The 21011-nt window shown below is 60.4% G+C and carries 12 protein-coding genes; 10 read left to right on the top strand and 2 right to left on the bottom strand.

Features of this window, described 5'->3' with window-relative positions:
* The first annotated feature begins 56 nt into the window (after nucleotides 1-56).
* Both ygfZ and LQ249_RS08495 read left to right on the top strand, forming a co-directional pair.
* Complete coding sequence (gene ygfZ / locus LQ249_RS08500) at nucleotides 57-998, top strand: CAF17-like 4Fe-4S cluster assembly/insertion protein YgfZ (protein ID WP_108524273.1); 942 nt, start codon at nucleotides 57-59, stop codon at nucleotides 996-998.
* Nucleotides 999-1034: 36 nt separating this feature from the next.
* Nucleotides 1035-1856 carry an HDOD domain-containing protein gene (locus tag LQ249_RS08495; RefSeq protein ID WP_017844907.1) on the top strand — a complete coding sequence of 274 codons (822 nt, stop codon included), beginning with the start codon at nucleotides 1035-1037 and terminating at the stop codon, nucleotides 1854-1856.
* Here LQ249_RS08495 and LQ249_RS08490 read toward each other — a convergent pair whose 3' ends face one another.
* Both LQ249_RS08490 and LQ249_RS08485 read right to left on the bottom strand, forming a co-directional pair.
* Complete coding sequence (locus LQ249_RS08490) at nucleotides 1857-3242, bottom strand: sensor histidine kinase (RefSeq protein WP_017844906.1); 1386 nt, start codon at nucleotides 3240-3242, stop codon at nucleotides 1857-1859.
* Nucleotides 3235-3906 carry a response regulator gene (locus LQ249_RS08485; RefSeq protein ID WP_017844905.1) on the bottom strand — a complete coding sequence of 224 codons (672 nt, stop codon included), beginning with the start codon at nucleotides 3904-3906 and terminating at the stop codon, nucleotides 3235-3237. The genes LQ249_RS08490 and LQ249_RS08485 overlap by 8 nt, the downstream gene beginning before the upstream one ends.
* 234 nt (nucleotides 3907-4140) lie before the next feature.
* Between LQ249_RS08485 and LQ249_RS08480 the strand changes: the two genes are divergently transcribed.
* The 8 genes from LQ249_RS08480 (at nucleotide 4141) to LQ249_RS08445 (ending at nucleotide 20941) form a co-directional block, all read left to right on the top strand.
* A complete protein-coding gene (locus LQ249_RS08480) occupies nucleotides 4141-5433 on the top strand; it encodes an OprD family porin (RefSeq protein ID WP_046384374.1) in 1293 nt (430 codons plus the stop codon).
* 41 nt (nucleotides 5434-5474) lie between these two features.
* Nucleotides 5475-6464 carry a Bug family tripartite tricarboxylate transporter substrate binding protein gene (locus LQ249_RS08475; RefSeq protein WP_164887021.1) on the top strand — a complete coding sequence of 330 codons (990 nt, stop codon included), beginning with the start codon at nucleotides 5475-5477 and terminating at the stop codon, nucleotides 6462-6464.
* A gap of 60 nt (nucleotides 6465-6524) precedes the next feature.
* Entirely contained in the window at nucleotides 6525-6983 is a 459-nt protein-coding gene (locus LQ249_RS08470) for a tripartite tricarboxylate transporter TctB family protein (RefSeq protein ID WP_046384376.1), read from the top strand.
* A 1-nt stretch (nucleotide 6984) separates the two neighbouring features.
* Nucleotides 6985-8499 (top strand): tripartite tricarboxylate transporter permease, encoded by a 1515-nt coding sequence (locus LQ249_RS08465; RefSeq protein ID WP_046384377.1) that lies wholly within the window; start codon nucleotides 6985-6987, stop codon nucleotides 8497-8499.
* On the top strand, nucleotides 8492-9520 hold the full coding sequence (locus tag LQ249_RS08460) for an AbrB family transcriptional regulator (protein WP_057005007.1): 1029 nt from the start codon (nucleotides 8492-8494) through the stop codon (nucleotides 9518-9520). Before LQ249_RS08465 ends, LQ249_RS08460 begins: the two co-directional genes overlap by 8 nt.
* 132 nt (nucleotides 9521-9652) lie before the next feature.
* Nucleotides 9653-13063: a YncE family protein gene (locus LQ249_RS08455; protein WP_232566357.1), complete on the top strand. Its 3411-nt coding sequence runs from the start codon at nucleotides 9653-9655 to the stop codon at nucleotides 13061-13063.
* A gap of 146 nt (nucleotides 13064-13209) precedes the next feature.
* Nucleotides 13210-17109: a YncE family protein gene (locus LQ249_RS08450; protein ID WP_232566356.1), complete on the top strand. Its 3900-nt coding sequence runs from the start codon at nucleotides 13210-13212 to the stop codon at nucleotides 17107-17109.
* 211 nt (nucleotides 17110-17320) lie between these two features.
* Nucleotides 17321-20941: a YncE family protein gene (locus tag LQ249_RS08445; RefSeq protein ID WP_169865043.1), complete on the top strand. Its 3621-nt coding sequence runs from the start codon at nucleotides 17321-17323 to the stop codon at nucleotides 20939-20941.
* The last annotated feature ends 70 nt before the right edge of the window (nucleotides 20942-21011 follow it).

The raw sequence follows: 21011 nt of genomic DNA, 5'->3' as shown, positions 1-21011 counted from the left end.
CCATTTGTCGGGCGCCCCTCTATGATGCACCTAGACTTTTTGACCTGCGATGACCCATGGCCGACTCTGCTTTCTTCTGCCCACTGACCCACGAAGGCGTTCTCGCCGTCCGCGGCGCCGACGCTGCCAAGTTCCTGCAGGGCCAACTCACCTGCAACCTCAACTACCTGAGCGACACCCAGGCCAGCCTCGGCGCGCGCTGCACGCAAAAAGGCCGCATGCAGTCGAGCTTTCGCATCCTGCTGCAAGGTGATGGCGTGCTCTTGGCCATGGCCACCGAGCTGCTGGAACCGCAACTGGCCGACTTGAAGAAATACGCGGTGTTCTCCAAATCCAAACTCACCGACGAAAGCGCCGCCTGGGCACGTTTCGGCCTGGCGAACGCGGATCATGCCCTGGCGAGCCTGGGCCTGGAACTGCCGGCCGCGACCGACAGCGTCGTCCGCAGCGAACAATTGATCGCCATCCGCGTATCCCCTGGTCGCGTCGAACTCTGGGCGCCCGCCGAGCAAGCCGAAGCTGTGCGCAGCCAATTGGCCGCGCAGTTGCAAACGGCTGACTTGAATGACTGGCTGCTGGGCCAGGTGCGCGCCGGTATCGGCCAGGTCATGCCGCAGACCCGCGAGCTGTTTATCCCGCAGATGCTCAACCTGCAGGCCGTGGGCGGCGTCAGTTTCAAGAAAGGCTGCTACACCGGCCAGGAAATCGTCGCGCGCATGCAATACCTGGGCAAACTCAAGCGTCGCCTGTACCGCCTGAGCCTGAATGCCGCTGAATTGCCCGAGCCCGGCACGCCGCTGTTTTCTCCCAGCCACAACAGCTCGATCGGCGAAGTGGTGATCGCGGCAAAAGCTGACCAAATGGTGGAACTTCTGGCGGTTCTGCAAGCCGAAGCAGCCGAGAGTGGTGATGTGCATTTAGGCACCCTCGAAGGTCCCGGTTTGCAACTACTTGACCTGCCCTACCAATTGGATCGTGATCGAGAGATCCAGCACTGATCGTCGCACCCCTTTGCAACACCTTAGAGAGCATGAATGAACGAGCTGGCGGAAAAAGTCCAACAGGCTTTGATTGCGGCCATCGACAACGATGACCTGGTTCTGCCGACATTACCGGAAGTGGCCCTGAGCATTCGTCAGGCCGCCGAAGACCCGGAAATCGGCATCAGCCACTTGAGCAAAGTGATCGGTCGCGACACCGCGCTGTCGGCGCGCTTGATCAAAGTGGTCAACAGCCCGTTGTTGCGGGCGACGCAGGAAGTCACCGACCTGCACACCGCCATCACCCGGCTGGGCACCAACTACAGCAGCAACCTGGCGATCGGCCTGGTGATGGAGCAGATCTTCCACGCCCGTTCCGAAGTGATCGAACAGAAAATGCGCGACGTCTGGCGCCGCAGCCTGGAAGTGGCGGGCGTCAGCTACGCGCTGTGCCGCAGCCACAGCCAGCTCAAGCCGGACCAGGCAGCGCTCGGAGGCCTGGTGCACCAGATCGGTGTGCTGCCGATCCTGACCTATGCCGAAGACCATTACGAGTTGCTCTCTGACCCGGTCAGCCTCAACCATATGATCGAGAAAAGCCACCCAATGCTCGGCGACAAACTCCTGCGTGGCTGGGACTTCCCGGAGATGCTGGTGAAGCTGCCGGGCCAATACCTGGACCTGGAACGCGACTCCGCCAGCCTCGACTATATCGACCTGGTGCAAGTCGCCGTGCTGTATTGCCATCGCGGCACCGCGCATCCACTGGCGGATGTACCGATCACCAACCTGCCGGCAGTCAAGAAACTGCGCCTGGACCTTTACAGCGACAGCGTGCGTGCGGAACTGGATGAAGCGCGGTCGATGTTCTACTGATCAACCGGCGACAAAACTGACGCGCACTTTCAAGCCCGTCGGTTCACCATCATGCAGACTGATCTGGGCCAGATGCGCGCGACAGATTTCGCCGACAATCGCCAGGCCCAGACCGGAGCCCAGGCCCTGCTGACTGCGGCGATAGAAGCGTTCGAACACGCGGTCGCGCTCGTCCAGCGGAATGCCCGGGCCATCATCTTCCACTTCCAGCACCGCCGGTGCCGTCACGCGCAGGATCACATTGCCGCCAGGCGGCGTATGCGCCAGGGCGTTATCCACCAGGTTACTCAACAGCTCGTTGAGCAGCGTCGGTTCGCCGCGCAGCCACACCGGCTCGTCGGCTTCCAGCGCCAGCGCGACCCCACGCGCATGGGCCAACGGCGCCATGGCCATGCCCAGTTCGCGGGCCAGTTGGCTGAGGTCGAGCAATTGCGCCCCGCCTTCGGCAATCGCCCGTGCGCCGTTTTCGATGCGCGCCAAGGACAACAATTGATTGGCCAGATGGGTCAGGCGGTCGGTGCCTTGCGCGGCGGTTTCCAGGGTGCTGCGCCAGGTAGCCGGGTCTTCGGCGCGCAGGCCGAGTTCCAAGCGCGCCTTGAGCGCGGCCAGCGGCGTGCGCAGTTCGTGGGCCGCATCGGCGATAAACTGTGCCTGGCGCTCGAACTGGCCCCGCAGGCGTTCGGTGAAATGGTTGATGGAACGCACCAGCGGGCCGAACTCGAGCTGCACCTCGACCAGCGGCAACGGCCGCAGATCGTCGGGCTGGCGCTCTTCCACCGCCGTGCGCAAGCGCTCCAGCGGGCGCAACGCCGCGCTCACGGCAAACCACACCAGCAATAGCGCGCCGATGGCGAGCATGCCCAGGCGCAGCAAGGTGTCGGCCATCAGGCTGCGGGCCATGCTGACGCGGGCTTCATCGGTCTCGGCCACGCGGATTTCCGCCATGCCGTTCATGTTCGGTTCGGAAACCGCCTTGAGCAGGCTCACCACGCGCACGGCCTGGCCCTGGTACGTGGCGTTGTAAAACCGTGCCAATGCCGGGTAATCATCGGTGCGCGGCGTGCCAGGCGGCGGGCCGGGGAGGTTTTCGTAACCGGAAATCAGCTTCTGGTCGATGTCATTGACCTGGTAATAAATCCGCCCGGCGCTGTCGTAGGCAAAGGTGTCCAGGGCCACATACGGCACATTCGCGCTCAAGCTGCCGTCGACCTCGGTCAGGCCGGCGGCAATCGTGCGTGCAGAGGCCAGCAAGGTGCGGTCATAGGCGGTGTCGGCGGCTTCGCGGCCGTTCCAGTAGGCGCTCATGCCGCTGGCGACCATCAACAGCACCAGCAACAACGCCAGGTTCCACAGCAGCCGCCAGCGCAGACTGCTGGGCTTATGCATCGCGCGCTTCCAGCAGGTAGCCGAGGCCACGGAAGGTGACGATGGCGATGGGCTGGCCGTCGAGTTTCTTGCGCAGGCGGTGTATGTAGATTTCGATCGCATCCGGGCTGGCTTCTTCATCGAGGCCGAACACCTGGGCGGCCAGTTGCTCCTTGCTCATCACCCGGCCCGGGCGCGCGATCAGCGCTTCAAGCACGGCTTGCTCGCGGGACGTGAGGGTCAGCAGCTCGCCGCCGACCGTGAAGCGGCGGGTGTCGAGGTCGTAGACCAGCACGCCGCACGCCTGCTGGCGCTCGCCGCCGAGCACGCTGCGCCGCAACAGCGCCTTGACCCGCGCCTCCAGTTCCGTCAGCTCGAACGGCTTGGCCAGGTAATCGTCGGCGCCCAGGTTCAGGCCATGCACACGGTCTTTCACATCACTGCGCGCCGTCAGCATCAGCACCGGCAGATTTTTCCCACGCGCCCGCAAGCGCGCCAACACCTCGAAACCGTCCATGCGCGGCAAGCCCACATCGAGGATCGCCGCGGCGTATTCCTCACTGCCCAAGGCCAGGTCCGCGGCCACTCCGTCGTGCAGCACATCGACGGTCAGACCCGTGCTCTTGAGCGCCTGGGCGACACTTTCGGCCAGTTGCAAATGGTCTTCAACCAGGAGGACACGCATGGATTTCTACCTCATTCGGGGGTGGTCGGCGCCACGCTCTGCGAGGCAGTTTACAGGCGCGGCCTGGGCTGTGAAGCCCGAAAACATTGAAAGGCAACTGAAAGGTTAGTGAAAGCTTCACCCTTTAGCATCCAGCCACGGTAGGCCATGCCCGCCGAGCTGCCTGATCCGTAGCGCCCGAAAAACGCCTCGAAGCGTTTTCGTCAAATAAGAACAATAACGGAGTACTCAACGATGCTGTCGACACAGCCCCAGGCTTGCACGCCTGTGCGTTTTTCCCGCCTGACCCAAACCGCCCTTGCCAGCGCCGCCACCCTTGCCGGCTTTTCGCCGCTTGCCCAAGCCGCCTTCTTCGAAGACAGCAGCGCGACCCTGGAAACCCGCAACATGTACTTCAACCGCGACTTTCGCGACGGCACCAGCGCCCAGCAATCCAAGCGCGACGAATGGGCCCAGGGCTTCATGCTCAACCTGCAATCGGGCTACACCGATGGCACCGTCGGCTTTGGCGTGGATGCGCTGGGCATGCTCGGCGTCAAGCTCGACTCCAGCCCCGACCGCACCGGCACCGGCCTGCTGCCCACCCACGACGATGGCCGCGCCGCCAACGAGTATTCCAAGCTGGGCCTGACCGGCAAAGTGAAGATCTCCGCCACCGAGCTGAAAGTCGGCGCGCTGATCCCCGAGCTGCCGATCCTCAAGCCCAACGACGGCCGCATCCTGCCGCAAACCTTCAACGGCGGCCTGATCACCTCGAAAGAGTTCAAGAACCTGGTGTTCACCGGTGGCCGTCTCGACAAGGCCAAGGACCGCGACGACACCAACTACGAGGACATCGCCCTCAACAACAAGAACAGCCGTTTCCTCAGCGGCGCCACCGGCAAGCACTTCAATTTCGGCGGCGTGGACTACAAGTTCGCCGACAAGATCACCGGCAGCTATCACTTCGCCCAACTCGACGACGTGTACCGCCAGCACTTCCTCGGCCTGGTGGCTGCGCGCCCGATGGGCCCCGGCACCTTCGCCACCGATCTGCGCCTGGCGATCAGCGACGACACCGGCGCCGCCCGCGGCGGCAAGATCGACAACACCTCCCTCAACGGCCTGTTCAGCTATGCCCTCAATGGCCATAAGCTCAGCGCCGGCTACCAGCACATGTCCGGCGACAGCGCGTTTCCGTATGTGGATGGCAGCGACCCGTACCTGGTCAACTTCGTGCAGATCAACGACTTTGCCGGCGCTGAGGAACGCTCCTGGCAGGCACGCTACGACTATGACTTCGCCAAGCTGGGGATTCCCGGCCTGAGTTTCATGAGCCGTTACCTGTCGGGTGACCATATCAAGCTCAAGAACGGCGAGACCGGCAAGGAGTGGGAACGCAACAGCGAGATCAAGTACGTGGTGCAAAGCGGCACGTTCAAGGATGTCGCCGTGCGCCTGCGCAATGCGACCTATCGTTCCAACTATTCAGCGCGTGATGCGGATGAAGTACGCCTGCTGGTCAGTTACAGCGTCGCGCTCTGGTAAGCAGTGCCTGGTAATAGCCACTCATAACAACAACGATGGAGATAACCATGACCCTTTCATTGCGTAAATTCGCCCTCGCCGCCGGCTGCATGCTGTTCGCCGGCCAACTGCTGGCCGCCGACGAACCCAAGCGCCCGGAATGCATCGCCCCGGCCTCCCCTGGCGGTGGTTTTGACCTGACCTGCAAACTGGCGCAAAGCGCGCTGGTCAACCAGAAGCTGCTGAGCAAGCCGATGCGCGTGACCTACATGCCCGGCGGCGTGGGCGCAGTGGCCTACAACGCCGTGGTCGCACAGCGCCCTGCAGACGGCGGCACCTTGGTGGCCTGGTCCAGCGGTTCGCTGCTGAACCTGGCCCAGGGCAAGTTCGGGCGCTTCGATGAAAGCGCCGTGCGTTGGCTGGCGGCGGTCGGCACCAGCTACGGCGCCATCGCGGTGAAAAGCGATTCGCCTTACAAAAATCTCGACGACCTGGTGCAGGCGCTGAAGAAAGATCCGAGCAAAGTGGTCATCGGTTCCGGCGGCACCGTGGGTAGCCAGGACTGGATGCAAACCGCGCTGATCGCCAAGGCCGCCGGGATCAACCCGCGCGACCTGCGCTATGTGGCGCTGGAAGGTGGCGGTGAAATTGTCACCGCGCTGATGGGTAACCACATCCAGGTGGGCAGTACCGACATCTCCGATTCCATGCCCCATATCCAGAGTGGAGACATGCGCTTGCTCGCGGTGTTCTCCGAAGCGCGCCTGGACGAGCCGGAAATGAAGGATATTCCGACCGCCAGAGAGCAAGGCTACGACATCGTCTGGCCAGTGGTGCGCGGTTTCTACCTTGGGCCAAAAGTCAGCGATGCCGACTACGCCTGGTGGAAAGACGCCTTCGACAAACTGCTGGCCTCCGAAGACTTCGCCAAGCTGCGTGACCAGCGCGAACTGTTCCCGTTCGCCATGACCGGCCCGGAGCTGGACACCTACGTGAAGAAGCAGGTAGCGGACTACAAAGTGCTGGCCAAAGAGTTCGGCCTGATCCAGTAATCGCCCCTCTGTCGCGCGGCCACGCCCTGCTGAACCAGGGGCGTGGCCCAGGAGTTCAACATGCTCTTACAACGCATATTCGCCGCCGCGCTGCTGCTGGCCTGCGCGGGCCTGGCCTTGATGGCCTGGCCCTACCAGGCGTCGTTTTCCTACGAACCCGTGGGGCCTCGGGCCTACCCGCTGCTGATGCTCGGGCTGATGAGCCTGGCGCTGATCTACATGCTGTTTCGCCCGCAGCCGACCAAACACACTGAGGAAGAACCCGCGCTGGACCGCGCCACCCTGATCAAGATCGGCATCTGCGTGGCGCTGTTGATCGTGTTTGCCGCCACCTTCGAATCCCTCGGTTTCATTCTCAGCAGCATGTTGATCGGCATTCCGATGGCACGGCTGTATGGCGGCCGCTGGTTGCCCGGTGCGGTGATCATCACCTTGATGAGCGTCGGCCTTTATCTGCTGTTCGATAAAGCCATGGATGTTCCGCTGCCCCTCGGCCTGCTCGACGTTCTGGAGAACTGATATGGATACTTTCGGCTATTTGGGCCAGGGCTTCGGCGTGGCACTGTCCCCCTACAACCTGGTGACCGCGCTGTGCGGCACCTTGATCGGCACCGTGGTCGGCCTGCTGCCGGGCCTGGGCCCGATCAACGGCGTGGCGCTGCTGATCCCCATCGCGTTCGCCCTGGGCCTGCCGCCGGAGTCGGCGTTAATCCTGCTGGCGGCCGTGTACCTGGGCTGCGAATACGGTGGGCGTATCAGCTCGATCCTGCTGAACATCCCGGGCGAAGCCTCCACCGTGATGACCACCCTCGACGGTTACCCGATGGCCCGCAAAGGCCTGGCCGGTGTGGCCTTGTCGTTGTCGGCGTGGAGTTCGTTCATCGGCGCGTTTATCGCCACCTGCGGCATGGTGCTGTTTGCCCCGCTGCTGGCCAAGTGGGCGATTGCCTTCGGCCCGGCGGAATATTTCGTACTGATGGTGTTCGCGATTGTCTGCCTCGGCGGCATGGCCGGCGATAAACCGCTGAAGACCTTTGTCGCGGCGCTGATCGGCCTGTTCCTGTCGGCGGTGGGCATCGACGCCAACAGCGGCGTGTACCGCTTTACTGGCGATAACATCCACCTGACCGACGGCATCCAGTTCGTGGTGTTGGTGCTGGGCCTGTTCTCCATCAGCGAGATCCTGTTGCTGCTGGAAAAAACCCACCGTGGCCAGGAAGCAGTGAAAGCCACCGGGCGGATGATGTTTAACCTGAAGGAAGCCTCGTCGGTATTTGTGGTGAACATCCGGTGCGGCCTGCTGGGTTTCATCATGGGCGTATTGCCCGGCGCCGGCGCGACGTTGGCGTCAGCCGTGGCCTACATGACCGAGAAACGCCTGGCCGGGGCCAGCGGTAAATTCGGGCAGGGTGACATGCGCGGTCTGGCGGCACCGGAAACCGCCATCGGCGCCTCAGCCTGCGGCGCGCTGGTGCCGATGCTGACCCTGGGCGTGCCGGGTTCGGGCACCACCGCGGTGATGATCGGCGCCCTGTCGCTGTACAACATCACGCCGGGCCCGCTGTTGTTCCAACAGCAACCGGATATCGTCTGGGGCCTGATCGCCTCGTTGTTCATCGCCAACATCATGCTGGTGATCCTCAACATCCCGATGATCCGCATCTTCACGCGCATCCTCGCCGTGCCGAACTGGGCGCTGGTGCCGGTGATCGCGATCATTACCGCGATCGGCGTGTACGCGGTTCACGCCACCACGTTCGATCTGTTCCTGATGATCGGTATCGGCATCTTCGGCTACATCCTGCGCAAGCTCGACTTCCCGCTGTCGCCGGTGTTGCTGGGCTTTATCCTCGGCGGCCTGATGGAGCAGAACCTGCGCCGCGCGCTGTCGATCTCCAACGGTGCGCTGGAGATCCTGTGGTCCAGCCCGATCACCTTCGGTGTCTGGGTATTGACCGCCGTGATGCTGCTGTTACCGCTGGCGCGCATCTACCGCAAACGTGCGTTGCAGCGTCGTGCCGTGGCCGATGTCTGAGGCCAGCTTTAAACACTGGTGGGGAACACCGCTGGTCGGCCTGGCCGGCGGTTACCTGGCCAGCCAGATCGGCTGGCCGTTGCCGTATATGGTCGGTTCGCTACTGGCGATCATCCTCGTGCGTTGCCTCACGCCGTGGCAGTTGGCGGAGATTCCCGGCGGGCGCAAAGGCGGCCAATGGGTGGTGGGCATCGGCATCGGCCTGCACTTCACTCCGCTGGTGATCGAACAGGTGATGAGCCACTTCGGTTTGATCTTCTTCGGCGCGCTGGTCACCAGCCTGTCGAGCGTGGTCGGCGTGTGGTTGATGCGCCGCAGCGGCGAAGACCGCGCCACCGCGTTTTTCTCCAGCATGCCCGGCGGTTCCGGCGAGATGGTCAACCTCGGCGCACGCAATGGCGCGGTGCTCAGCCGGGTCGCGGCGGGGCAAAGCTTGCGGGTGTTGGTGGTGGTGCTGTGCGTACCGGCGATCTTCAAGTACGTGCTGGACGGTGGCGCGCCGCAGTTTCATCCCGCCCCCGTGAGCTGGGCCTGGCTGGCGCTGCTGTTTCCCGCCGGTGCGCTGGTGGCCTGGGGCTGGCAACGCTTGCGTCAGCCGAACCCATGGTTGTTCGGGCCCCTGTTGGTCAGTGCCACCGCCAGTGTGGCGTGGGACCTGCACATCGGCCTGCCCGACGGCGGCAGCCAGATCGGCCAGTGGCTGATCGGCAGCGGGTTGGGCTGCCACTTCAATCGTCAGTTCTTCCGCAGTGCGCCGTCGTTCATGGCGCGCACCTTGATCGGCACCGCCTTGACCATGGTGCTGGCGACGCTGGCCGCCGTGGGCTTGAGTGCGATGACCCAACTGGACCTGCGCTCATTGACCCTGGGCATGATGCCCGGTGGTATTGCCGAGATGAGCTTGACCGCGGAAACCCTGCAACTGTCGGTGCCGTTGGTGACGGCAATGCAGGTGATGCGCTTGTTGTTCGTGTTGTTTCTGGCGGAGCCGCTGTTCAGGCATTGGAACCGCCAAGGCTAGCGGCTGCCGAGGGCCGCTACCGCCTGTCGGCACTGTCATTTCTAACAGCTAGCCTGCTCGCTGCCCTTCTGCGTTCAATCCTTGTGTGCCCCGGACCTTTTCGGCTCCTTGGCCCAGCACGAGGTGAAAACCATGGCTCCAGACCGCAACGCGCCCCCTTTCGTCGCGCAGTTGTCGCCTTATATTCCCGGCCTGACGACCCCGGTCGTGGGCTTCTCCGGCGGCGTGTATCAACTGCTGCTGGAGAGCCATGGCAGCGCGGGCCTGATTTGCATCTTGCGCGCCTACGCAGGCCAGCTTGAAGGCGATTTCATCGAGTTGTTCTGTAGCGACCTGCTGGTCCCGGTCGACTTCCATACCGTAACCGAGCAAGAAGCGCGCGAAGCAAAGGCGATTACCCTGCACGTCTCCCTGGCCCGCTTGGTCGACGGCGCGGCCGGGCCCGTATTTTTCCGGGTGACGCACCTCGATCACCGCGTAGAAGAAACCCAACGCCTGACCCTCAAGATCGACACCGTGGCGCCAACCGGCAGCGACCCCGTTACCCGCCCGCCCTGGGTCAATGAACAACTGTCGCGACCGCAACCGGCGCAGGTCCTGATCGATTCGGCCGCAGCCGGGCGTGGGGTGGTGGTGAGAATCCCCTTTTACCCGCTGGACCTCAACCGGCCTCCCAGTACCTACCGGGCGGTACGCGATCGCATTCGCTTGATCATCGGCGGGCAAATCATCGAGCACATCGTCACAGAGAATGAGGCCAGCAGCCGCAACCCGATTTCAATCACGGTCTATTACGGCACCTGGCTGCGCATCGGCAGTGGCTTTCAGGCCTGCGCCTACGATGTCATCGATGAGGTCGGCAACTACGCGTCGGGGCGCTCGCCGATGCAACTGATCGAAGTGCGGCTGGATCCCAACGAACGGTTGCTGGACGCCGCCCAGATTGTCGAAGCACCGACCGGCACGCTGGATGCGGACACGCTGGCAGGCAAAGACGCAACCCTCAGGGTGGCTGTCGAGGGAAAAGGCTGGGCGTCGGGCGACGGTCTTCGACTGACCATTCGCGGGCGTTTGCCGGAAGGTGTCGATGTCGAACAGACCTACAATGCCAGTATCACATCGACCACAACGCCTTTCGTCGACGTCCCATGGCCCAATGCTGACGTGCGTATGCTTATCGGCGCCTTGATCCAACTGAGTTATGAGCGAATTCGCACAGGGCAAGTCAACCGCCCCTCGGAAAACACCTTCGTCCAAGTGAGCGGAACCCCCGAACAAACCGGCCTCGTGGCACCGCAAGTGCCGGCCGCCAGCGGCGGCGTTCTGCATCCCTTGACCGACCCGGTGACCGTTACGATCGCGGCTTACACCGGCCAAAAGCCCTTTGACCGCGTCACGCTGGTGCTGGAAGGCACCTACGCCAACGGCCACCGTTTTTATCAGGAGCACGGGTTGCCGGCCGGCGAAGGCAGCGTCGTGTTCGAACTGCACAATGGGATCGACGGTGACATCCGCCAGCTCGATGGCGGCGAGCTGATGCTCTACTACTACATCAACACCGCCGGGGGGCGCCCACCGTCGGCCATTCTGCAACTCAACATCGGCGAGCCCCAGGACGCCCTGCCCGCGCCTGAGGTGTTGCAAGCACCCGCCCCTGCCTTCAACTTCGACCCCGAGCAATCCCGAGGCAATGCCAACGTGAGGGTTGCGGCGCATGCCGCTTTCACGGAAGGCGCCACGGTCACCCTGTACGTCGAAGGCAGCGCCATGGGCGGCAGCGCCCCACCGGACCGGTTCCCTATCACCCGGCCGTGGGTCGGGCAGGACCTGGCGTTTGTCATCGCACGGGTGTTTGTCGTGGCCAACCTCAACGGCTCGGCGCGCATTTACTATCGGGTGGAGCACGCCGGCCAGCGCACCCGTTATTCCCAGGCGTTGGTGATGAGCGTCGGCAGCGGTCTGCAACTGCCGGTGCCGCATATTCTGGAAAGCACGATCAACATCGCCGACCCCTCCACCGCCCGGCTCAACCCGCAACATGTGCTGGAGCCGCCGGTCTGCACGTTTCGGGTGAGCTACAAGCCGATGCTGGCCAGCGATGATATCCAGCCCAGATTCACCGGCACCTACGGGCTCGGAACGCCCGTCATCAATCCACGGCCAGGCGACCCGATGAAAGGTTATGTCGACTTCATCATCAGTAATCGGGTGATTGCCGCCAACCTGGGCAGAGACGCTGCATTGTCCTATACCGTGACCCGTGCCGGTGCCACCAGCATCTCCCAGGTGTTGACCTTGACCATCGACCCGCTGGCCGAACAAGTGCTGGACCTGGTCAACGTGCCCCAGGCGTCGAACGGCATCATCAACGCCAACGTGGCGCATAGTGCAGTGATTCAGGCATGGCCGTTCATGCGGACCGGGCAGCCGGTGTGGCTCGAAATCAAGGCCGCGGCCAATCGGGTGCTGCGCGACGGCACGCCGCTGAGCGCCGCGGAGTTCAATGCCAAACGCGTGGAAGTCCGCTTACCCGCCGATTATCTGCAATCCTTGCCGACCCAGAGCACCCTGCGGGTTGAGGCGCGGGTATCGCTGAACGGCAGCGCCCATAAGGATTTCGCCATCGCCTTTCGCCCTGTCGACTACCGCATAAGCAACACCGTGGGCATCTTCGCCACAATCCCGGTGGGCAATTCGCCGAACGCCCTGGCGCTCAGCCCGGACGGTACGCGGCTCTACGTCGCCTGCACCTTCGGCCGCACTTCGATCTGGGTCATCGACACCCTGCGTAACCGCGTCATCGACAGCTTCGAGGTGCCGGGCTCGCCGTTGCGCCTGGCCATTCATCCAACGGCCGAGCGTCTGTATGTGACCGACAACAGCAGCGCCACCAACACCCCGATTCGCCTCTACAGCACGCGGGACTATTCGCTGATCGACACGCTGACCGGGTTCACCACCGTCCGAGGCATTCGCTTCAATGCCAACGGCTCGCGCCTGTATGTGGCCGATGAAGGTGCATCGCGCCTGGTCGTCATCGACACAAGCAACCACCAACGCGTGGCTTCGATCCCGGTGCGCGCGCCCATCGATGTCGCCGTCAGCCCTGATAACAACCGCGCACACGTGGCCACATTCTTCGACTGGTCCATCATCAATCTGCCGACCAACAGCCTGATCAACAGCGCCGACACCCGCTCCGCCCCCGTCGCCATTGCCCATAACCCCCGTGGCTCTCAGGTGTATATCAGCGCGCGCGAAGGCGGCAGCGTCACAATCGGCAACACCTCGACCCAGCGCATCGAGCAGACCTTGACCGGGTTGCTGGGCCCCTACGACATCGCCTTCGAACGCGGGCGTGATCGGGCCTACGTGTCGCAGACCGATGGCGACCTGCTGGGCATTATCGATACGCGCTCGCGACAGGTGATTGGCAGCTATGCCGGGTTTAACAAGCCGCGCGGGCTGGTGGTGGCTCCAGACGATTCCCACGGCTACGTGGCCAATATCGGCGGGGATTCAGTGTCGTTGGTGGTGTTTTAGCTGACGGACAAGTCGGGTTCACCATTCGTCGGCACTGTCATTTCTCACAGCTATCCAGCTCGATACCCACGGCGCTAAATCAGCCCTGCGACTGCCCATCCCGCGGCGGGTTCGCGTCCCTCAGGCATGACAAAGGATCTTATTTCATGAACCTGGAAAATGATCTCACCGAAAGCCAATCAACCGAGCAGTTCCCCATCGTCGCACGCTCGCAAGCGCAGGGCGACAACGATGAAAAAGACATTGATTTGGCCGCGCAACAACACCTGAACCGCGCGTACTTTTCGCCGCCGCAGCCGGGTTTAGGCTCATTGGTACCAGGCGACTTCATCAACACCCCGCTTGCCAACCTGCCCGCCTACATTCCCGGTTTGACGCAAAACGTCCAAAGCCATGACGGTGGTATTAACAAGGCTGCGCTGGACGTCCACCGGGAAGATGGGCTCCTGTTTAATCTGCTGCCTTACCTTGGCTGGGCCGCCGGAGATTTCTGCGAATTGTTTTGGGGAGACCTGATCACCCCTGTCACCCTGTACACCATTCGCCAAGATGATATCGATAACAATCGGATTGTCGCGCTGTACGTTCCCCCCGCGCGCATCATCGATGGGTCGATCAGCCCGGTATTTATCAGAGTCACTCCCGTGGGTGGGAACGCCCAGGAAACCAAGCGTTTCAACTTCAAGGTCGATACCGTTCGACCCGGTGGCCGTAACCCGGTAGCGAGCACCCTGCAAAATGAAAACCTGCCGAAGGCGATCTTCCCGCAGAACATCATCGACTTCGGGGTCAGCGAGAAAGATGCCCAAGACGGTGTGCAAGTCACTTTCAACTTCTACCCGGTCGACACCACCCAGCCCCCCGACACTCACCGCGCTGCGCGTGATCGTATTCGATTCAGCGTGGGCGGCGTGTTTGCCGACATCCCACCGATCACCGAAGGCCAGGCCGCAGGGCGCCAACCTATCACCATCACCCTCTATTACGGGTTCTGGCAGCAGGTGGGCAGCAGCTCCCGTGTATGCGAATACGAAGTCATCGACGAGTGCGGCAACGCCTCCGATGGCTGGTCGCCGGCACAGCTGTTGAATGTCCAACTGAACGATGGGGCTGAGCCGCTCTTGCCAGAGCCGTACTTTGACGAAGCTCCGGAGGACATCCTCGATCACGATAGTCTGGATGGGCAGGATGCTACGATCGTGGTCGCCATCAACCGTCTGGGTTACAACGTGGGAGACATCATTCGGGTGACTGTCAAGGGTCGCACAGTTGACGGGACGCAGATCATCACCTCTTACGACTCGGCCCCTCTCACCTCGACCACCGTTCGCCAGATCACACTGCCCTGCCCCAACGCAGACTTGCGCAAGTTGATTGGCGGCCGCCTGCAACTGTCCTATGTCCGCGTCCGCGCCAATTCGCCAGACCGCACATCAGATAGCATTCTGGTGACCGTGATCGGCACCCCTATCGAGACTGACCTTGCGCGCCCCATCATCGTCGAAGCCAACGGCGGGATACTCGACCCGCAACTGCTGACGGTCACCGTCGATATTCGGGTCTATGACGGTCGTGATCCATTTGACCTGGTGACCCTGATCCTCGACGGTACGTATCCCAACGGCGACCGCTACTACAACGAATTCGACAGAAGCGCTGGAACCGGCATCATACGGTTCCAGCTCAGAAATGGCCCCAACGGCGATATCGCCAAGCTGGAAGGCGGCTCCCTCAGGTTCCTCTACCGGGTGACCAATGCCGACGGTACACGCGTATCACTCGATGAGATCGTCCAGATCGGCAATGTCAGCGCCACGCTGCCGGAACCGCTGGTAGCGGAAGCCCCGGCACCACAATATCAATTCGACCCTACGGTCCACCTCAACGATGCCGCGGTAACGGTACCGAGCAACAGGGACTTCCTGGAAGGCGACACCGTCACCCTCTACTGCATAGGGACCGCTGCCGGTGGGACTCAGCCGGAGCAAGCCTTCCCGATTCTGCGCCACTGGGTCGGACGGGACCTGCCCTTCACCTTGGAACGCCGCTACATCACGCCCAATCTCGACAGGTCCATGAAGATCTACTACGAGCACAGCCGGCCCACCGTAGCGACACGCACATCGATCGCAGTGGACATGAAGGTCGGTTCAAGGCGCCAACTGAAGGTGCCAAGGGTAGTGGAAGCCACGGTCTATAACGAAAAGCTCTCCATCATCAACCCGCTGCACGTGTTGCCGCCCAATCGCGAAGAAGTGACGATTCGAGTAACCGTTGACGGCTTCCCGGCGAGCGCAAACATCAAAGTGTTTATCGTCGGCAAACCCGGCGTCGGCGCACCGGACATCCCGGAAAAACCGGCGCGCCCCGACCAGGGCGAAAACTACGTCAGCTTTACCGTCCCCAGCGCCTTTCTCGCCGCCTACCTGGGGGGCGAATGCACGGTGTTTTACTACCTCATTGAGTTCGGCCAGAGCACTAAATCCGATGAGCTGACGCTGGAGGTCGAGGACCTGTCGGAGCAGCATTTCGAACTGGTCAGCATCCCTGAAGCCTCAGGTGGGGCGATCAATACGACAGTGGCGAACAACGTGCGGATTGATAAATGGCCGTTTTTCAAGACTGGGGAGAAGGTATGGATTTACCTGACAGGTGCTCTCGACCTTGTGTTGCGCCCGGGCACAGGAGTGACGCCCGCTGAGTTCAGCGCCGGGAGGACAGTCGATCAGATTCCACGAACCTATCTAGACCAACTCAAGCATGGCGATGTGGTGAAGGTTAAAGCCTATGTATCGCTCGATGGAACCGGGGAAATAGATTCTGCGGTGTCCTTCAAAGAAGTCAGCTACTCAGCCAGCGCGCTAAACCTGAGGTTCGTGAACACGCCCTACATCGTCGGACCTGACGGTACTCTTAACAATGTCGAGCTGACTCTGGGCTCCGACAGTCGCAGTCCCTCCGCCATTGTGGTGACGATACCGACAGCCTTCCGCTATGCCGACGGAAGCACCGGTGCAAAGGCATTCCTGACCGACGAGAACGGCGTGCTCGCCATTCCAGGCATTCGGGGCCCCAACACGGCAGGCAGCTATACATTTACCGCCACCAGCGGTTCACACAGCGCTAACACCGATGTCCTGGTTAAACAGTTACTGCCCGCTGGCTCAGTCATCAATCTGCGAAGAGGACCTGCCGGGTTAGTATTTTTGCCGAACAACTTGTACTTTTATGCCACCCTTACGGCTGTCGGCGCAATCGTAAAAATAGACTCAAGTTCGGGAGAAGTATTAAAAGAAATAGACATGGGCATGACAGTCAGGGGCATCTATTGCTCGCACGATGGCAAAAAACTCTATCTCCCCGCAGCAAACTCTATTATCGTCGTCGATACCTCTGAAGATAAAATCACGAATACGATACCTGTCAACGGAATCACAGCAAATCACACGTTGGACTTAAGCCCAGACGGCAAGTATATATTTACCATATCACAACAATACATAATCAACAGCTCAAACATACTTAGAATCTCAACGGCATCCGAGACTTTTGACAGAGCCTATCGCATGAGCAATGTATACACAAACTTCGCACTTTGCTCTGCCGACAGTACGAGCTTTTACACCATGGATTATCAATATGGATACTTATATCGCGTCAACATCGAATCGGGGGCTGTAAGCTACATTTATTCAACTGGATCAAACGACAACAACATGATCTTGAGCCCCGACCGCAGCCTTTTGTATATCAACAATTGGACTGCGGGCAGTACCCGTTTGCTAATACTTGAGCTGCCAAACCTACGCGCAAAATCATTCACAATTAACCTCGGCTATGCCTATTGCATGAGCGGCAATAGACAAAACACCCGCTTGCTCAGTGCAAGTGACGCCACAAGAGTACTGATGGACACCCTCTCAGGTGCCAATACCAGGAGATATACTATTGCCGGCAGGGGGGCTTCACGGTTCGGCCCCGACGACGAAACCCTCTATCACTGCGAGGAGTTCGAATCTAGAATCTCCGTGACAAGCGCGCCTTGACACCCGCTACCTTCCAACTGACAGAAGTTATATAAAAAATCCCCGCCTCGATTGACGCGGGGATTTTTTCATTACCCAGAAAATTGGGTTTTACCATTTGTCGGTACTGTCATTTCTCACAGCTAGGCAGTCCCGGGTTCAGGACGTTGAATTGAGCGTGCCGACGCCTCGCGTCAGTCGTCCAATCAACTGCTCAGACAGGATTACGATCATGGCCACAGACTCCGATGATCAAGCGCTCATCCCCGCCGACAACGCTTTGCCCGTGTTGCCCTACGATCCTCCAAGCGATGAATTCAGTGCCCGCGAACCGGACGAGCCGCGATCGGAAGGTTTCACGCTGCCTCAGGTCGACGGCTCGACATTGACCCCTCAATCGTTTCGCCAGACGCCGTTCGCCGATCTTCCCCTGTACCTGCCGACGCTGAGCACCCCTGTCGTCAGTTTCGACGGCGGGCTCAACCGGGCGGCGCTGGAGGTGAATGAAAAAGGTGTCACGTGCATTTTGTTCAGCTACCTGAACCAGGCAGAAAACGACTTCATCGAGTTGATGCTCAACGACGAACGGGTTGTTTTTCACACCGTGACCGAAGACGAAGCCCTCAAAGGCACACAAATTGTCCTGTATGTGCCCAGCAAGCATTTCATCAGCGAGGCAGGCAATGCACTACAGGCATTCGTAACTCCTTTGGGAGGCAACACTCAACAGACCAAACGCTTCAACATCAAAGTTGATATCGAACACCCCGGTGGACGCGACCCGATAGCCAGCACATGGCAAAACGAAAACCTGCCCAAACCGATATTTCCCGACGACGTCATACAATTTGGCGTGGACAGCGACACCGCGGGTAAAGGCGTACCGGTGATCATCGACTATTACCCGGTGGATTCCTCGGCGCCCGTCGCCAACCGCCGCAAGGTGCGAGATCGCATTCGCCTGAGCATAGGCGGAGTCGTGGTTGAACACCGTGTCAGCGAATTTGAAGCAGCGGGTACTGCGCCCATTACCATATGGGTCTACGCGAACACCTGGGCCACCGTGGGCAGCGGGGTAAAAATCTGTGAATACAACCTATTCGACGAGGTAGGCAACGCGTCCCTCGGGTTCTCACCCGAACAAGAACTGACGGTGCGCCTTGACGATGGGGCGCAGCCGCTGCTGCGTGAAGCCTATATTGATGAGGCCGAACAGGATCCCGACGGTAACGATCAACTCGATGCCGATAGCCTCGGTGGCGAACCGGCGACCATTATTGTTCCCGTGCGCAATGAAGGTTATATCTCCGGCGATACGATTCGTGTGAGGGTCAACGGCCTCACCGCTGAGGGTATCCGGATCATCACATTTTACGATTTCCCTGTCGTATCACCGACCATCGTCACCGCGAAGATCCCCTGGCCGTTCGCAGACATCCTGCCGCTGGTCAACGGTCGCATTCAGTTGACCTATCAGCGCATACGCACAGGCGTTCTACCGCGCGACTCCAGAGGTGCCAACGTCAACATCGTCGGCACGCCTGGCGAGGTCGGCCTGGCAGCGCCCATTGTCGAGGCGGCCATGGGTGGCACGCTGCCTGATCCCACCGTCAATCCGTTTGAAGTGCTCATCAAGACCTACCCCGGCCAGCTATCCAATGATCGCGTCACGCTGGTACTGGAAGGTACCTTCGCCAATGGCAGGTCTTATTACGCCGAATACAGCGATATGGCAGGCATCGGTGACATTTACTTTGACTTGCCCAACGGACCCGGCGGGCCCATCGCCCAGTTGGAAGGTGGCTCTCTCATTACCTATTACAAAGTCAACAATCGGCCGCCGTCACGTCGACTCGAGCTGAGTATCGGCGAGACCCAGGCCTCACTGCGTGCCCCGACCACCCGGCAGGCTGTGCCGCCAAATCATGTGTTCGACCCGCTCGTCAGCAAGGCCAACCTGAACGTCACCGTTCACCACCATGCCAGTTTTGTACTGAATGCCGTAGTTACCCTGCACTTTGAAGGGAGCAAGGCGGGCGGCAGCAATCCGCCAATCGCCTTCCTGATCGATTCAAACTGGTTGGGGGCAGACCTGCCCTTCACGATTCCTCGAACTATCGTCCTGAACAACCTGAACGGCTCGGCACGCCTTTACTACACGGTCGATGCGCCTGGACAGCCACGCCAACTCATCTCCCATGATCTGGTGATTACGATAGGCAGCGCACTGGAGTTGCCAGAACCGGTCGTACTGGAGTCTACCCCGATCAAGCCGCCCAGCCTCGCCTCGATCAACCCCCTACATGTCCTGCCGCCGCGTCCTGCCGTTGTCACTGTCCGCGTGACCTATGCCATGCTCGCCAGCGATAACGTCAAAGTACATATCATCGGAGAAAGCGGCACTGGGATTGGAACACCGAATATCCCGATGAAACCCGGCATCCCTGATGCGGGGGAGGAGTACATCACGTTCACCACGTCCAACGTATTCGTGGGGGCGAACCTGGGTCGCAAGTGCCGGGTATTTTTCGAGGTGACCCGCGACAACGCCATCACCCAATCGCGGGAATTGACCCTGGAGGTCGAAGAGCTGCCAGAGCAGGAATTCGAACTGGTCAGTATCCCCGAAGCCTCGGGTGGGGCGATCAATACGGCAGTGGCGAACAACGTGCGGATTGATAAATGGCCGTTCTTCAGAGCCGGGCAACCCGTGTGGATTCAGTTACTCAGCACGACCAATCGCGACCTGCGGCTTGCGGTCGGCGTGACATCCGCGGAATTCAATGCCGGACGCACGCTCGACCTGATACCCGCCAGCTATTTGTCAGGCTTGGAGAACAACAGCGAGGTTGCGGTCAAAGCCTGGGTATCGCTGGACGGTTCCAACAGCCTGGAGACGGCCAAGTACTTCAAGGTGCCTACTTATGTGACGCGTAAGGGAAACGGGGAGATTATTCGTCATATTACAGCTGGGAATGGCCCGGCTAAAATCGTAATCAGTCGAGACGGCACAACGGCATGTGTCGCGAACTCGCGTACCAGTGCGATTTCAGTCATCAATCTTGCAACTGATGCAGTCAGAACACTGAGCACTCCCTATGCCTTTGCTATTTATAGATTGGCGTTGCACCCTACTGACTCAAGGCTCTTTATCTCGGCCTATGGCAGTTCTAGTAGCTACTCCAACATCCAAGTCTTTAATATCAGCTCTTTCAGCTTCTCTTACCCCTACAACTATGGCGCCATAACCCAGGCAATTTGCCTAAACCCCACCGGTTCGCGAGTACTTTTCGGCCCTAACACCGCATATGGTAACTATGCGCTGTTCGGCTACAATACAACAAGCAACCAGCTTTCAACTTACTATACTGGCACGTCCGCCCCTCGAGCTGCGATAGTCGACCCACAAGGCATATCGGTATTTACAACGGGCGTCAACACGGAACGATTTATTTTCAGCAGCGGGCTGCGTACCCACACCGTTGTCAACGGGGGAGTTGCTCAAGAACTTGCCCACAGCCCCCTTAACGCCCCCTTGGAACGACTCTATGTGTCGGTATCGGCCATAAACAGAGTTGAAATCTACAACACCGCCGATGAGGGTCTTACTCACGTCAAAACCCTAACCGGGCTGAGTGATCCAAGAGGAATTGCCTTCCATCCCACTCTCCCCCGGGCGTATGTAGCGGAACTTTCCGGTAACCGTGTCAGAGTCATTGATACGACCACCGAGACACTCGTTGGTACTATTACTGGTTTTGATCAACCCGATGGGGTGGCTTGCACACCCGATGGCCAATACTTGCTAGTCTGCAACTCTGGCAACACGACCGTGGCGGTGGTGAGCATTTAAAACCACCCCGCCCTGCCTTAAAGCAAAAAAATGCCCCGCCTCTTTCGAGACGGGGCATTTTCATTACCCG

This window comes from Pseudomonas sp. 7-41 (assembly GCF_021233075.1).
GTDB classification, from domain to species: domain Bacteria; phylum Pseudomonadota; class Gammaproteobacteria; order Pseudomonadales; family Pseudomonadaceae; genus Aquipseudomonas; species Aquipseudomonas veronii.
The sequence above is the reverse complement of the archived record's forward strand: the minus strand, read 5'-3'. Positions and strand labels throughout refer to the sequence as shown.

Bases quoted from the DNA above. Each gene is read 5' to 3' on its own strand.
- LQ249_RS08450 (WP_232566356.1), top strand. From the start codon at position 13,210: ATGAACCTGGAAAATGATCTCACCGAAAGCCAATCAACCGAGCAGTTC.
- LQ249_RS08460 (WP_057005007.1), top strand. From the start codon at position 8,492: ATGTCTGAGGCCAGCTTTAAACACTGGTGGGGAACACCGCTGGTCGGC.
- LQ249_RS08455 (WP_232566357.1), top strand. From the start codon at position 9,653: ATGGCTCCAGACCGCAACGCGCCCCCTTTCGTCGCGCAGTTGTCGCCT.
- LQ249_RS08445 (WP_169865043.1), top strand. From the start codon at position 17,321: ATGGCCACAGACTCCGATGATCAAGCGCTCATCCCCGCCGACAACGCT.
- LQ249_RS08470 (WP_046384376.1), top strand. From the start codon at position 6,525: ATGCTCTTACAACGCATATTCGCCGCCGCGCTGCTGCTGGCCTGCGCG.
- LQ249_RS08490 (WP_017844906.1), bottom strand. From the start codon at position 3,242: ATGCATAAGCCCAGCAGTCTGCGCTGGCGGCTGCTGTGGAACCTGGCG.
- LQ249_RS08495 (WP_017844907.1), top strand. From the start codon at position 1,035: ATGAACGAGCTGGCGGAAAAAGTCCAACAGGCTTTGATTGCGGCCATC.
- LQ249_RS08480 (WP_046384374.1), top strand. From the start codon at position 4,141: ATGCTGTCGACACAGCCCCAGGCTTGCACGCCTGTGCGTTTTTCCCGC.
- LQ249_RS08485 (WP_017844905.1), bottom strand. From the start codon at position 3,906: ATGCGTGTCCTCCTGGTTGAAGACCATTTGCAACTGGCCGAAAGTGTC.
- LQ249_RS08465 (WP_046384377.1), top strand. From the start codon at position 6,985: ATGGATACTTTCGGCTATTTGGGCCAGGGCTTCGGCGTGGCACTGTCC.
- ygfZ (WP_108524273.1), top strand. From the start codon at position 57: ATGGCCGACTCTGCTTTCTTCTGCCCACTGACCCACGAAGGCGTTCTC.